This is a genomic window from Mesorhizobium sp. WSM4850, assembly GCF_055811735.1.
Genome location: NZ_JBVVPV010000039.1, coordinates 1 through 12,667, shown reverse-complemented (window position 1 = coordinate 12,667; position 12,667 = coordinate 1). Strand labels below are relative to the sequence as shown.

Genomic DNA, 12,667 nt, shown 5'->3' with positions numbered 1-12,667 from the left:
AGGGGAAGGTTCCGGCGCAACATGGTCACGAAATAATACGGGCCGCCGCCGCCGGCGGGTGACCCGCAGGAGGTGGCTGGCCGTCATTCTTCGATTTGTGACGGACTCGCCGGCAAGGTGAGCTCAAAAGAAGATTTGACCGGATCCTCCCGGGGAGGATACAAAACAGGCATGTCCGAGGGCATTCATCGTTCGCATCCGGCTATCGTGAAGCGTCTGAAGCGCGCGCAAGGCCATCTTGCGGCGGTGCTGTCGATGTTCGAGGCGCATCGTCCTTGCGTTGACCTGGCGCAGCAGCTCCACGCCGTGGAGAGCGCCATCAGCAGCGCAAAGCGCGAACTGATCCACGATCATATCGAGCATTGCCTGACGGACACCGCGGAAGCCGGCGGCAACTCGCTGGCGGAACTCAAGCAACTGGCGAAATATTTGTGAGCCGTCAAATGCCTGTGCTCGGCGCGCGCATCCTCGACTGGTTCGGGTTCGGGCCGCGCGATCACGCCGCGCATGGTCATGGCCATCACGATCATGTGAGCGGGTCGCATAGCCACGGGATCATCGATGCGACCATTGCGACGACCGACCGAGGCATATGGGCGATAAAATGGTCGTTCGTCATCCTGGCAATCACCGCGGCGATGCAGATGGTCGTGGTCGCGCTGTCGGGCAGCGTGGCGCTGCTGGCCGACACGGTCCACAACATCGGTGACGCCACCACCGCCATTCCGCTGTGGATCGCCTTCCTGCTGGCCAGGCGCAAGCCGTCGCCGACCTTCACCTATGGCCTGGGCCGGGTCGAGGACCTGGCCGGGATCATCATCGTCGGGATCATCCTGTTCAGCGCCATCGTCGCCGGTTACCAGGCCATCGACCGTTTGATCAATCCCCGCCTGGTGACGCATCTGGGCTGGCTGGCGGCGGCTGGCATTGTCGGCTTTCTCGGCAATGAGGCCGTCGCGGTGTTCCGCATCCGCGTCGGCCGCGAAATCAACAGCGCCGCACTGATAGCCGACGGCTACCACGCCCGCACCGACGGCCTGACCAGCCTTGCCGTGGTCCTCGGAGCGTTCGGCGTCTGGCTCGGCTTTGCGCTGGCCGACCCGATCGTCGGCCTGCTCATCACGCTTGCGATCTTCGGCATCGTCTGGCAGTCGGCGAGCTCGGTGCTGACCCGCATGCTCGATGGTATAGATCCTGATGTCATCGGCGACATCCACCATGCCGCCGCGCATGTGCCGGCAGCGCGCATTGTCGAGGCCAAGGCGCGGTGGATCGGTCACAGACTGCACGCCGACATTGCCATCGCCGTCGAAGAAAGCCTGCCGGTCAGCGAAGCGAAGAAGATCACCGCAGCGCTGGAGCACCAGCTGTTCGAGCACATGCCGGCGCTTGCGGCGGCGAATATAAGATTGGCGAACGCGGATGCCGATCACCGCCATGGACATCCTCACGGCGAGCACGACGGCCACTAACGGTCGCTCCGACCGGCTCGTTTCCGTTCGCTGCGTGAAAGATGTTGAGACCGCCGCGTCTTAGTCCATTATCCCCGGGTCCATTATCTCTGGCTCGTGCAACGCGTGACCCGAGCGCCAAGCGTGGCCGGAAACCGGGATTGGGAAGATGCCCCAGGCGCCACTTATCGCAACCCTTGTCGCCGGCCTCGGACTCGCCTTCATCCTCGGCACGTTGGCGAACCGACTTCGCCTGTCGCCGCTGGTCGGCTACCTCGTGGCTGGTGTCTTGATTGGCCCGTTCACGCCCGGCTTCGTTGCCGACCAGGCCTTGGCGCGCCAACTCGCCGAGCTCGGCGTGATCCTGCTGATGTTTGGCATAGGGCTGCATTTTTCGCTGAACGATCTGCTGTCGGCAAGAAAGATCGCGATTCCCGGCGCTATCGGTCAAATGGCTCTGGTGACCATGCTCGGGCTCCTCGTGACGCAGGCGATCGGCTGGCCGATCGGAGCCGGAGTGGTGTTTGGGCTGGCCCTGTCGGTTGCAAGCACAGTCGTGGTCCTACGGGCGCTGCAGGAAATGCGGCGGCTCGAAACCGATGGCGGACGCATCGCAGTCGGCTGGCTGGTCGTAGAGGACCTCGCCATGATCCTCGCGCTCGTGCTGTTGCCGGCCTTCGCCGGTGTGCTCGGTGGCAATTTCAACGGGCCAAACCTTAACGGCAATGACCTGTTCACATTGTTTGAGCCGCAGACCATCTGGAGCGCGCTCGGGCTGACGCTGGGCAAATTGGCGGCTTTCTTCGCGATCATGGTTGTCGTCGGGCGACGTGTCATTCCGCCGATCCTTCACTACGTTGCTCACACTGGCTCGCGAGAGCTTTTCCGTTTGGCCGTGCTGGCGATCGCCCTTGGTGTCGCTTTCGGGGCAGCCGAGCTGTTCGGCGTCTCGTTCGCTCTTGGGGCGTTTTTCGCAGGAATGATCCTTGCCGAATCCCAGTTGAGCCAAAGGGCCGCTCAGGAAACGCTGCCGCTGCGCGACGCATTCGCCGTGCTTTTCTTCGTCTCCGTCGGCATGCTGTTCAACCCGATGATCCTGGTCGAGCAGCCGCTGCTCGTCGGCGTGACATTTTTGATCATCGTCATCGGCAATGCCACGGCCGCATCGGCCATCGCATTGATGTTCGGCTATCCGTCCCACGTGGCCCTGACACTCGGCCTAAGCCTAGCGCAAATCGGCGAGTTCTCCTTCATCCTGGCGGGACTAGGTGTCGACCTCGCGCTTCTACCAGAGGCTGGACGTGACCTGGTGCTTGCCGGAGCCATCCTTTCGATCCTCGTCAACCCGCTGCTGTTTGCGGCGTTGGATCGGCTGACGCCGTGGCTGAAAGCACGAGAGCGAACCATCGCCACGCAAGAAGGCAAATCCGAACCGCCCGAACTCGCGGCTACCAGCCTGACAGACCACGCGGTGCTTGTCGGCCATGGACGGGTCGGAAGCCTGGTCGCGGAGACGTTGCAAAAGGCAAGGCAGCCTTACCTGGTGATCGAGGAACGGCAAGTGATAGTAGAACAGCTGCGCGCCCGCGGCGTTGATGTCATTGCGGGAAATGCCGCCCAGCCGGGCCTGCTTGAGGCGGCCAACGTTGCCTCGGCCCGGTGGTTGATCAGCGCCATTCCCAATCCGTTCGAGAGCGGCAATCTCATCGAGCAAGCCCATGCCATCAATCCAAGGCTCGAGATCATCGCCCGTGCGCATTCCGCTGCCGAAGTGGATTACCTGAAGAAGTTCGGCGCCGACCTGATCATCATGGGCGAGCGGGAGATCGCGCGCGGCATCTCGGATCACATTCTGAGCCGGATCGATGCCCCAGCCGCCCCAGTCGCCGACCAGAGCCAAAACGCGCGCCAGGTCGACTCAAAACCGATGGCCGGGTAATGGCGGCAGCTGCGCCAACAGCATCTCCAGCTTCTTCCGCTGATAGCGTGAGGTCTGGCAGGCGTCGGTCTTTGAAGCAACGCCGCGTTCCGGCACCTGCAATCACGGCCGGCCGACCTATATCCAACTGAAGCTTGCCGATATCGAGCGGCTGTGTCGACGGCGGAAACGTCGTTTGCAACGGCAATAGCTTGTTTGTTCGCATCACTTTCAGGGAGATAAGGAGCCATAATTTCCGGCGCACACATGATCATCTACAGCACGGATGCCGAGGCAGACCGCGCATTTTTTTCGCAATGTCCTACGTTTTCCAGCAGTCGATGCTGGCGAAGGCTGGTTGATCTTCGCATTGCCGCCGGCCGAGATTGCCGTTCACCCGGCCGCCGAAGTCGACAGCCACGAAGTCTATCTCATGTGCGAAGACATCAATGCTACGATCCAAGAGCTGAAATCGCACGATGTTGAATGCACTTCGGTCACCGATGAAGGCTGGGGCCCGCTCACGCATGTCTCGCTTCCCAGTGGCGGCTCGCTTGGCCTTTACCAGCCGAGGCATGCTTTGGCGCACAAAGCCGGGGCTGCTTAAGTGGCCGTTTTCCGGCTGCACCCGCTCATTGGCTGCCGATCACCATGCCGTTGCCCTCGCTGTCGCGAAATTCCGCCACCGTGCGGCCTGGCTGCCAGGGCGCCTCCTGCGGTTCGGTGATGATCTCGACGCCGCCCGCCTTCAACGCCGCGATCGTCGCGTCGACATCGTCGTCGACCAGCGCCAGCACCGGCTCCGCGCCTGGCGTGTCGTCGGCGCGCCTCACGAAATGCAGGTTCGTCACGGCGTCGGGAAATTTCAGCTCGATCCAGCGCCAGCCGCTGTCGCCCATCTTCTCGTCGGCCGTCACCTTGCAGGCGAAATGCCTGGTGTAGAACGCCTTGGCGCGGTCCTGGTCGAATACCGGCAGTTCGGCAAACTGGATGTGCATGGTCGTCGCTCCTGCTCCTCGATGGCTGCTGCCTAGCCGTCCGCAGGTGGAAGTCGATCCGGGCGGCCGAAAAAATTTATAGCGTGCGAGAATCTTTTCGGGAACGCGAAACGTCTTCTGCTCAGACCAACCATTCAGGAGACGAACCATGGGCTACAAACTCATTCGCTACAGCGTGAAAGACACCGGGCTGGAAGAGAACCGCGCGCTGGTGGCAAAAGTGTTCGAGACGCTGGATGAAACGGCGCCGCAGAGCGTGCGCTATCTCGTGCTCGAACTCGACGACGGCGAGTTCGTCCATGTCGTCGGCGAGGGAAACGACACATCTGCGCTGACCGGGCTTGCGGCCTTCGAGGCGTTCACGCAAAACCATGCGGAACGGCGCTCGACCCCGGTGAAGCGGTCGCCTGCCAAAATCATCGGCAACTACCGTGTGCTTGAGGAGAGCAAGGCCGGATAGAATGGGCGCCATGATCCAACCGAAATTCGATCGGCCGGCGCTTGAGGCGATGCTCTCCGGGTTTCGCCCAAAACTGCACCGCTACTGCGCCCGCATGGCCGGCTCGGTGATCGACGGCGAAGACATCGTGCAGGAGACGCTGATCAAGGCGCTGCAGGCGGTCGACGGCAGCATGACGGTCGAGCGGCCCGAGCAATGGCTGTTTCGCATCGCGCATAATGCCGCGCAGGACCATCTGCGCCGGCGCCATCGGGAAAGGTCGCGCATGACCGAGACCGACATGACCACCATCGAGGATCCTTCCGGCAGCGCCGACAGCAGGCTCGCCGCGGCGAGCGGCCTGCGCAGCTTCATGCAACTCTCGGTTGCGCAACGCAGCTCAGTGATCCTGGTCGACGTGCTAGGCCTTTCGCTGCACGAGACCTGCGAGGTGACCGGCGCAACGCTCGCCGCCACCAAGGCGGCGTTGCATCGCGGGCGGGCGCAGCTGCGCCTGCTGGCGTCGCAGCCTGAGCACGTTGCCGCGCCACGGCTCGACGCCGATGACGAGCGACGGCTGCGCCGTTATGTCGATCTGTTCAACGCGCGCGACTTCGACGCGGTCAGGGCGCTGATCGCCGAGGATGTCCAACTCGAATTGGTCAGCCGGCTCCGCATGCGCGGCAAGGCTGAAGTGTCGACCTATTTCGGCAACTACGAGCGCATCAGCGACTGGGCGCTGTCGCTGGGTTTTGTCGACGGCCGGCCGGCGATCCTGATCCGCAACCCGCAGGAGCCGGACGGCGCGGTGCGCGGCTTCATGCTGGTCGAATGGCGGGATGAGCGGGTCGTCCAGATCCGCGATTTTCGTTATGCGCCTTGGTGCCTGATCGATGCCGAGATCAGCACGATGGAGGGGTAGGGGAGGGTCGGCCTCCGGCCGCCCGCTATCCGCGCCGGCCGTCGCGCCAGCCAGCCGGCGAGACGCCCGCGAGCTTCTTGAAGCTCCGGCTGAAGGCCGCTTCGGACTCGTAGCCGACATCACGCCCGACCGCCGAGACTTTGGCCAGCCCATCAGTGAGCAGTCGTGCGGCCAGTTGTACGCGCCATCGCGTGAGATACTGCATCGGTGGGCAGCCGACGAGACGCGTGAAGCGGGCCGCGAGGACGGACCGCGAGACGCCGGTTTCGCGTGCGAGTTCTTCAATTGTCCAGCCGCGCGCCGGATTCTCGTGGACAAGGGCAACAGCCCGGCGGACGGCGGGGTCGCGCAAGCCGGCCAGCCAGCCGGTCTGCTCCGGCGGCAGTGCCTCAAGATAGCGGCGAACGACCTCAACGAACATCAACTCGCTGAGGCGCAGGCGGATGCATTCAGCGCCTGGCCGTTGAACGGACACCTCTGCCAGCGTTAGCTCGATCAGCCGGTCGAGCAGATCGCTCGGTGCGCCGGCCGCGCGCCGGATGCGTATCAGCGGAGGCAGGGCCCCGAGCAGAGGATTGAACGGCCGTGCATCGCAGCCAAGGAAACCGCAGACATATCTGGTCAGGAGGAGGCCGTCGCCACCTTCGTTGATCACGAAGGGCAGTTGTCCGGCCGCCATGGCGCGAAAGAAATCGAGCGAATCTTCCGGGCTCAAACCTGATCGCACTCCGGGCGCACTGCACATCGCGTACGAATCCTCATGCGGGATCACAAGTATGTCGCCTTCGGCAAACTCCATCGGCGGATCGTCACCGATGCTGACCGAGCCCGATCCTTGGGTGATGATGTGGTAGGAAATCACATGTTGGGCGCGCGGCAGGATAAGATGGGCAAATGAACCCGCCCGCGGCACTTCCACGCTCCAGGGCGAAGAGGCATCGACCCAGAAGAAAAGCGCGCCGGTGAGCTTTACCACGCGCAGCACATCCGAAAGCACATCCTTGTCCGGCGCGGCCGAAGGTGCGGCATCGGCAACGACCTCTTCCGATGGCCGCCCAGGCGATCGCGCCAGAACGGACGCTGCAGCAAGCGATTGAGACGCTGGGTCATGGAGCGTGCCCATGGCCAAGTCTACTATGCGCCGAACAGTATATCCACCGCGCATCCCGTGGAGTCCATGCGATCAACGGAGGTCGGCCATGTCTACCTATTGCTTCTTCGACGTGCGTGAAATCACCGACCAGGCCAAGGTCGAGCAGTATCTGGCAGGGGTCTTTGCAACGGTTGAACAGTATGGAGGGCGCTATCTGGTGCTGGGCGGGAAATCCGACCTTGTCGAAGGAGACTGGCAGCCGGTCTATCCGGTCATCGTCGAATTTGCCGACGGCGAGCATGCCCGGCGCTGGTATTCATCGCCCGAATACGAGCCGCTGAAGGCGCTACGCGTCGCCGGAACCCGATCCAACGCAGTGTTCCTTGAAGGTGCAACGCCGGGATCGAAGCAAGCGGCGGCCCAGACCCGCCGGGGCAAGACATCGAAAACTCCGGCTGAAATCTACGACTCACTGTTCGTCCCAGCGCTGTTCCGACAATGGGGGCCTATCGTCGCCGCCGAGGCGCGAATAGGGAGGGGCGACTGCGTGATCGACATTGCCTGCGGTACGGGTGTGCTGGCGCTCGCGGCCCTCGACCGCGTTGGCGCGGAGGGCAAGGTGGTCGGGCTTGATCCCAATCCCGATATGCTTTGCGTTGCCCGCCGCAAAAGCACTCGCATCGATTGGCGAGAAGGGCGCGCCGAGCAGATCCCTTTCCCGGATGAAAGCTTCGACGCCGCGGTCAGCCAGTTCGGCCTGATGTTCTTCGACGATCGAGCAGCCGGACTGCGGGAAATGATGCGCGTGCTTAAGTCCGGCGGCCGGCTCGCCGTCGCGGTCTGCGGACCGCTCGACCAGTCGCCCGGCTATGCCGCAGTGGCGGATATGCTTGAACGGCTGTTTGGAGCCGACGTTGCGAACGCGTTCCGCGCGCCCTTCGTACTCGGCGATGCGGAGTTACTGCGCTCGCTCTGCGCGAAGGCAGGCATAGAGCGTGCCGAGGTGAAGCGGCACCGCGGAACGGTCCGTTTTGCCTCGATCGAGTCGCTGATCTCGACTGAAAGAGCCTGCATCTGGACGTTGGGCGGGCTTTTGGACAACGAGCAGTTCAAGCGGCTCCCGGAGGAGGCCGAGCGGGCACTTATGCCTCACGTGACAGCAGCCGGCGCCGTCGCTTTCGACATGCCGGCGCTCGTCATCACGGCATCCAAGGACTGACGCTGGCGACCAGTCTGCGATCAGGCGCTGCCTGCTTCACCTTCCCGCAAAGTCTATCAAACGACACGCACGCGGCGCGTCACCTGGCCATTGCTTTCCCAGTATGTGTGTTTCTTGGCAATCAAGGGATCGTCCATTGCCGGTTGAACCTGTCCCGTGGTGCTGACCGCGCGCGAGGTCACCGTGTGTTCTCCAGGCGACGGATTTGGCCAATCCAGGGACCAGATCTTCCAGGCGTGTTCGGCCTCCTCGCTGCGGTCGATGGTCGCCGGTGCCCATGGCGCTTGATCGATTTGCACTTCGACCCGATCGATCGGTGCCCCCCAAGCTGCCCCAATGATGCGGTAGTCCGAGTCCTTGCGGGTGACCTTCGCGGGCGCGGACTTTATCAGCGCTCGTCCGACTGAGTCCTCGGTCCACACGGTCTCGCCATTGCGCTCTTCCTCCCGGATGGTGACATAGTCACGCGCCATCAGAAGGCTCATGAAGCGGGTGTCGCGCACCTCGATGCGCTCCAGCCACTTGATGTTGGCGATGCCATACCAGCCCGGAGCAATCAGCCGCAGCGGAAAACCATTGGCCGCCGGCAAGGCGGCTCCGTTCATTTCATAGCAGAGCAGATTGTCTGGGTTCGTCGCTTCGGCAAGCGACATGCTGCGCGCGAAATTCTGCTGCATCTTGACGTCGCGGATGGCGACCTCGCCGGTGTCAGTGCCGAAAAAGACCACCTCGATGCCATCTTCCAGAACGCCGGCTTCCTCGAGGATCGGGGCGAGCGGCGTCCCTGCCCAGCGGGCATTGCCGATGCCGCCGGTGAAAAACGGAAAACCGTGGTTGCCCGAGCATTCCACTGTGAAAACGACCTCCTGGCGCGGCCGCGCCTTGATGTCGGCGAGAGTCAGTTTCAAGGGCTTCTTGACCAGGCCGCCGATCTCCATCGACCATGTCTTCTCGTCGATCGTTGGTCGATTGAAATGCGAGATGCTGAAGAACTTGTCGTTTGGCGTTATCCAGCTATCCAGATCCTCCCAGACAAGCTGCTTCTGGATGCCGACCGGATCGGGATTTTCGGTCGGCTGGTCCAGCCACCGAATAACCTCCTCGCTCGCCCGTGTTGGAAAAGCGTAAGCCCGACGCGAGGTATAGAGAGCAGCAATTGCGGCAAGGGCAGCACTTCCCTGAACAAGAAGTTCTCTGCGTTGAAGATCAGGCATGTTGTTTCCTCCCAGTTGATCCGGAAACAGGCTGCACGTGCCTTAGGCCGCAGCCTGAACATGGGTAGGCGCAATGAACGTTTGCCCCGCCCGGAGATTATCCGGACAGGTCAAGCAATCAGCGGCGCATCTCAAACATGTGAAGCCTTGGACGAAACTCTCGCTTGGGTTTCGCCTTTTTGAGGGTGCGCCTTTGAGAGGGAAGAGTCCAGTGTATGATGATCGTCTAATATTTCGAGATCAGGGAGGACAGCATGACGTCTTGGGAAATCAAGGGGCGCGAACTCGTCAATTGCACCTGCGAATATGGCTGCAACTGTCAATTCAATGCGCTGCCCGACAAGGGCCATTGCCATGCCGTGGCCGGCATCCAGATCGATGAAGGTCATCATGGCGAGACCGTTCTCGACGGCCTGCGCATCGCCGCGATCTTCAAATGGCCCGGCGCAATCCACGAGGGCAACGGCGAAGCCATCGCTTTCGTCGACGAGAAGGCAACCGACCAGCAGCGTAACGCGCTGCTGCGCATCATGACCGGCCAGGACACCGACCCGTTCGCGACGATGTTCGCCGTCTACGCCTCGACCGTGACAAAAATGAACGAGCCGGTTTTCACCAAGATCGATCTCGACCTCAATATCGACGGCCGCAGGGGCCGCATCTTCGTCAAGGACTACATCGAAACCGTCGGCGAGCCGATCCGCAACAAGGGGACGGGCGCGGACTCGCGGGCTCAAATCGTGTTGCCGAACGGCTTCGAATATGCCGTCGCCGAGATCGGCAGCGCTTCGAGCGCAACCAGCGGGCCGGTTCAGGTGACCACTAAAGACAGTTACGGCCAGTTCGCGCGGCTGCATCTCAACAATCACGGGGTGGTGCGGGCCTGACGCGGCGCATGAACGGCGGGTCGCCACTGGAACGGCTGCTCAGGCGCGACCGCGTCATCACGATTGCGGGCGTGGTGGCGCTGTGCCTGCTGGCCTGGCTTTACATCGCCGCCGGCGCAGGGCTCGGCATGAATGCGTGGGAGATGTCGAGGCTCGCGCTATTCCCCCACCTGCAAACTCCGAACATGACATCCGATATGCCCGGTATGGATATGTCTGGCATGGATATGTCTGGCATGTCCGGTATGGACATGAGCGCGATGGCGACGGAGCCGCGGGCCTGGGGGACCGCGAACTGGGCGCTGATGATCGCCATGTGGTGGGTCATGATGGTCGCCATGATGTCGCCGAGTGCGGCGCCGACCATCCTGCTCTATGCGCGCGTGCATCGCCATGCGCTGGCACGGGGTCAGATCCAGGACAAGCTCGCGCCGACCGGCGTGTTCATGGCAGGCTACCTCCTGGTCTGGCTGGGGTTCTCCGTCGCCGCAACCGCATTGCATTGGCTGCTCGAACGCGAAGCCTTCGTTTCGGCAACGATGATGAGTTCGCAGAGCCGCTGGCTTTCAGCCATCGTCCTGATCGGCGCGGGGATCTATCAGCTCTCGTCCTTCAAGAACGCCTGCCTGTCGCATTGCCGGGCACCGACGGCGTTCCTTGCCCGCCACTGGCGTCCGCACGCCCTTGGCGCGCTGCGTCTGGGCGCATTGCATGGGGCGTTTTGTGTCGGATGCTGCTGGATGCTGATGGCGTTGTTGTTCGTCGGCGGCATCATGAACCTGGTGTGGATCGCCGCGCTCGCCATTCTGGTGCTGGCGGAAAAACTGTTTCCTGCCGGCCCGTGGGTTGGCCGGGCAGCCGGCATCGCCCTGATCGCCTGGGGCAGCGCAACGCTTTTGGTCTGACGACCAGGGCCGCCTCTGTCGGCATTCAAAGCGTCGAGGAACTTTGAATTCTCGAATCCGTTACCGAATATCGTGGATGGGAGGCTCCGCCGATGAATGTCAGCGATGAAAGGACTGTATCGCTCTGGGCGGCGACCGAAGTCGTGCCCGATGCGGTGCCGCTCGGGCAAAGCGAACAGGTCGATGTCGTGGTCGTCGGGTCTGGGATTGCCGGACTGTCGGTCGCCTACGAACTGGCCGTCGCCGGGCAAAAGGTGGCTGTCCTCGATCGCGGCCGGATCGGAAGCGGCATGACGGCTCGCACCACTGCGCACCTGTCATCTGTCTGCGACGACTATTTTTCGGAGCTGACCAAATTGCGCGGCGAGGACCTGGCGCGGATTTTTTACCAAAGCCAATCGGCCGCTATCGACCGTATCCAATCCATCCGGGAGACCGAGCGTATCGCTTGCGATTTCCGGCGCCTTGATGGCTTTCTCTTTCCGGCTTCCGGCAGCCAGGAATCCGATATCACGCGCGAACTGGACGCCGCTCTGAAGATCGGTGTCGAGGTCGAGAAGACCAGGGGCGTGCCATTTGCAGGCTTTTCGGATGTGCAGGCCCTTCGATACGCCAATCAGGCGACCTTCCACCCGCTCAAATATCTCCGCGGGCTGGCCGCGGCCATCCGCGCGCGCGGCGGCGTGCTTTATGCTGATACTATCGTCGAAAAGGTCGAGGAGACTGATGGCGGCGTGCGTGTAACCACGGTTTCAGGCTCTACCGTGTCTGCCAGATCGGCCGTTGTCGCCACCAACTCGCCGATCAACGATCGGGTCGCGCTTCACACCAAGCAAGCGCCCTATCGAACCTACGCGATGTCGTTCGAGATCGCGCGCGATACCATACCGGATGCGCTGTATTGGGATACTGAAGACCCTTATCACTACGTTCGGCTTCAGCCTGGCGACGGTCGGACCGACTTCCTGATCGTCGGAGGTGAAGACCACAAGACAGGACAGGCCGATGATGCCGGTGACCGTTTCGCGGCCCTGACGGCCTGGACCAAAAGGCTGGTGCCCGATGTCGGCGTGGAAATCAACCGGTGGTCCGGGCAGGTGATGGAGACCGTCGATTATGCGGGGTTCATCGGCTGCAATCCTGGCGACAGCCGCGTCTTTGTGGCGACCGGGGATTCCGGCCAGGGCATTACCCATGGCGTTGTCGCCGGCCTGTTGATTTCAGACCTGATTCTGAAGGAGGAAAGTCCCTGGCGCGAACTCTACGAGCCGTCGCGCAAGACGGCAGGCGCGATCGGCGATTACCTGTCGGAGAATGCGACGGCGATCAAGAGCTTTGCCGAATATATCGCGCCCGGCGAGATCGATTCCGTCGACAAGCTGCGACCGGGAGAAGGTGCCATCGTCCGCGAAGGGTTCAGCAAGATCGCCGCGTTTCGCGATGACGACGGCACGCTCTACAAGCGCTCGGCCGCATGCACGCATATCGGCTGCCATGTCCACTGGAACTCGCTCGAGCGCTGCTGGGACTGCCCCTGCCACGGCTCGCATTTTGCTATCGATGGCACGGCCTTGAACGGACCGGCCGTGGCGCCACTGGGAGGGGAGTAGGGGAGTAGGGG

13 protein-coding genes are annotated in these 12,667 nt (G+C 62.5%); 9 read left to right on the top strand and 4 right to left on the bottom strand.

Annotation, left to right across the window (positions count from 1 at the left end; genetic code table 11):
• The first annotated feature begins 171 nt into the window (after positions 1–171).
• The 3 genes from AC0L2Z_RS27215 (at position 172) to AC0L2Z_RS27205 (ending at position 3,390) form a co-directional block, all read left to right on the top strand.
• A complete protein-coding gene (locus AC0L2Z_RS27215; protein ID WP_027154260.1) occupies positions 172–435 on the top strand; it encodes a metal-sensing transcriptional repressor in 264 nt (87 codons plus the stop codon).
• An 8-nt stretch (positions 436–443) separates the two neighbouring features.
• On the top strand, positions 444–1,472 hold the full coding sequence (locus tag AC0L2Z_RS27210; protein ID WP_473629789.1) for a cation diffusion facilitator family transporter: 1,029 nt from the start codon (positions 444–446) through the stop codon (positions 1,470–1,472).
• 148 nt (positions 1,473–1,620) lie between these two features.
• Positions 1,621–3,390 (top strand): cation:proton antiporter domain-containing protein, encoded by a 1,770-nt coding sequence (locus AC0L2Z_RS27205; protein ID WP_473629788.1) that lies wholly within the window; start codon positions 1,621–1,623, stop codon positions 3,388–3,390.
• Positions 3,391–3,691: 301 nt separating this feature from the next.
• Here AC0L2Z_RS27205 and AC0L2Z_RS27200 read toward each other — a convergent pair whose 3' ends face one another.
• Entirely contained in the window at positions 3,692–3,898 is a 207-nt protein-coding gene (locus tag AC0L2Z_RS27200; protein ID WP_473629787.1) for a hypothetical protein, read from the bottom strand.
• A gap of 103 nt (positions 3,899–4,001) precedes the next feature.
• On the bottom strand, positions 4,002–4,367 hold the full coding sequence (locus AC0L2Z_RS27195; RefSeq protein WP_473629786.1) for a VOC family protein: 366 nt from the start codon (positions 4,365–4,367) through the stop codon (positions 4,002–4,004).
• A 148-nt stretch (positions 4,368–4,515) separates the two neighbouring features.
• Between AC0L2Z_RS27195 and AC0L2Z_RS27190 the strand changes: the two genes are divergently transcribed.
• Together AC0L2Z_RS27190 and AC0L2Z_RS27185 are read left to right on the top strand one after the other, a co-directional pair.
• Positions 4,516–4,827 (top strand): hypothetical protein, encoded by a 312-nt coding sequence (locus AC0L2Z_RS27190; protein WP_023799082.1) that lies wholly within the window; start codon positions 4,516–4,518, stop codon positions 4,825–4,827.
• A 10-nt stretch (positions 4,828–4,837) separates the two neighbouring features.
• A complete protein-coding gene (locus AC0L2Z_RS27185) occupies positions 4,838–5,728 on the top strand; it encodes a sigma-70 family RNA polymerase sigma factor (protein WP_473629785.1) in 891 nt (296 codons plus the stop codon).
• A 25-nt stretch (positions 5,729–5,753) separates the two neighbouring features.
• Here AC0L2Z_RS27185 and AC0L2Z_RS27180 read toward each other — a convergent pair whose 3' ends face one another.
• On the bottom strand, positions 5,754–6,851 hold the full coding sequence (locus tag AC0L2Z_RS27180) for an AraC family transcriptional regulator (protein WP_287260611.1): 1,098 nt from the start codon (positions 6,849–6,851) through the stop codon (positions 5,754–5,756).
• Positions 6,852–6,927: 76 nt separating this feature from the next.
• Between AC0L2Z_RS27180 and AC0L2Z_RS27175 the strand changes: the two genes are divergently transcribed.
• Complete coding sequence (locus tag AC0L2Z_RS27175) at positions 6,928–8,040, top strand: DUF1330 domain-containing protein (protein ID WP_287375605.1); 1,113 nt, start codon at positions 6,928–6,930, stop codon at positions 8,038–8,040.
• Positions 8,041–8,096: 56 nt separating this feature from the next.
• Here AC0L2Z_RS27175 and AC0L2Z_RS27170 read toward each other — a convergent pair whose 3' ends face one another.
• Positions 8,097–9,254, bottom strand: coding sequence for a sulfite oxidase (locus AC0L2Z_RS27170; RefSeq protein ID WP_128170304.1), 1,158 nt, complete (start codon positions 9,252–9,254; stop codon positions 8,097–8,099).
• Between the two features lie 254 nt (positions 9,255–9,508).
• On the opposite strand from AC0L2Z_RS27170, the gene AC0L2Z_RS27165 reads away from it, so the two are divergent.
• The 3 genes from AC0L2Z_RS27165 (at position 9,509) to AC0L2Z_RS27155 (ending at position 12,656) form a co-directional block, all read left to right on the top strand.
• Positions 9,509–10,141: a DUF1326 domain-containing protein gene (locus tag AC0L2Z_RS27165; RefSeq protein ID WP_128170303.1), complete on the top strand. Its 633-nt coding sequence runs from the start codon at positions 9,509–9,511 to the stop codon at positions 10,139–10,141.
• A 71-nt stretch (positions 10,142–10,212) separates the two neighbouring features.
• The gene (locus AC0L2Z_RS27160) at positions 10,213–11,046 is read left to right on the top strand and encodes a DUF2182 domain-containing protein (RefSeq protein WP_287375603.1); all 834 of its coding nucleotides are present in this window, start codon (positions 10,213–10,215) and stop codon (positions 11,044–11,046) included.
• A 92-nt stretch (positions 11,047–11,138) separates the two neighbouring features.
• On the top strand, positions 11,139–12,656 hold the full coding sequence (locus AC0L2Z_RS27155) for an FAD-dependent oxidoreductase (RefSeq protein WP_473629784.1): 1,518 nt from the start codon (positions 11,139–11,141) through the stop codon (positions 12,654–12,656).
• The last annotated feature ends 11 nt before the right edge of the window (positions 12,657–12,667 follow it).

Excerpts from the sequence above, each read along its gene's own strand:
- AC0L2Z_RS27215 (WP_027154260.1), top strand. The coding sequence starts at position 172 with ATGTCCGAGGGCATTCATCGTTCGCATCCGGCTATCGTGAAGCGTCTG.
- AC0L2Z_RS27210 (WP_473629789.1), top strand. The coding sequence starts at position 444 with ATGCCTGTGCTCGGCGCGCGCATCCTCGACTGGTTCGGGTTCGGGCCG.
- AC0L2Z_RS27205 (WP_473629788.1), top strand. The coding sequence starts at position 1,621 with ATGCCCCAGGCGCCACTTATCGCAACCCTTGTCGCCGGCCTCGGACTC.
- AC0L2Z_RS27200 (WP_473629787.1), bottom strand. The coding sequence starts at position 3,898 with ATGCGTGAGCGGGCCCCAGCCTTCATCGGTGACCGAAGTGCATTCAAC.
- AC0L2Z_RS27195 (WP_473629786.1), bottom strand. The coding sequence starts at position 4,367 with ATGCACATCCAGTTTGCCGAACTGCCGGTATTCGACCAGGACCGCGCC.
- AC0L2Z_RS27190 (WP_023799082.1), top strand. The coding sequence starts at position 4,516 with ATGGGCTACAAACTCATTCGCTACAGCGTGAAAGACACCGGGCTGGAA.
- AC0L2Z_RS27185 (WP_473629785.1), top strand. The coding sequence starts at position 4,838 with ATGATCCAACCGAAATTCGATCGGCCGGCGCTTGAGGCGATGCTCTCC.
- AC0L2Z_RS27180 (WP_287260611.1), bottom strand. The coding sequence starts at position 6,851 with ATGGGCACGCTCCATGACCCAGCGTCTCAATCGCTTGCTGCAGCGTCC.
- AC0L2Z_RS27175 (WP_287375605.1), top strand. The coding sequence starts at position 6,928 with ATGTCTACCTATTGCTTCTTCGACGTGCGTGAAATCACCGACCAGGCC.
- AC0L2Z_RS27170 (WP_128170304.1), bottom strand. The coding sequence starts at position 9,254 with ATGCCTGATCTTCAACGCAGAGAACTTCTTGTTCAGGGAAGTGCTGCC.
- AC0L2Z_RS27165 (WP_128170303.1), top strand. The coding sequence starts at position 9,509 with ATGACGTCTTGGGAAATCAAGGGGCGCGAACTCGTCAATTGCACCTGC.
- AC0L2Z_RS27155 (WP_473629784.1), top strand. The coding sequence starts at position 11,139 with ATGAATGTCAGCGATGAAAGGACTGTATCGCTCTGGGCGGCGACCGAA.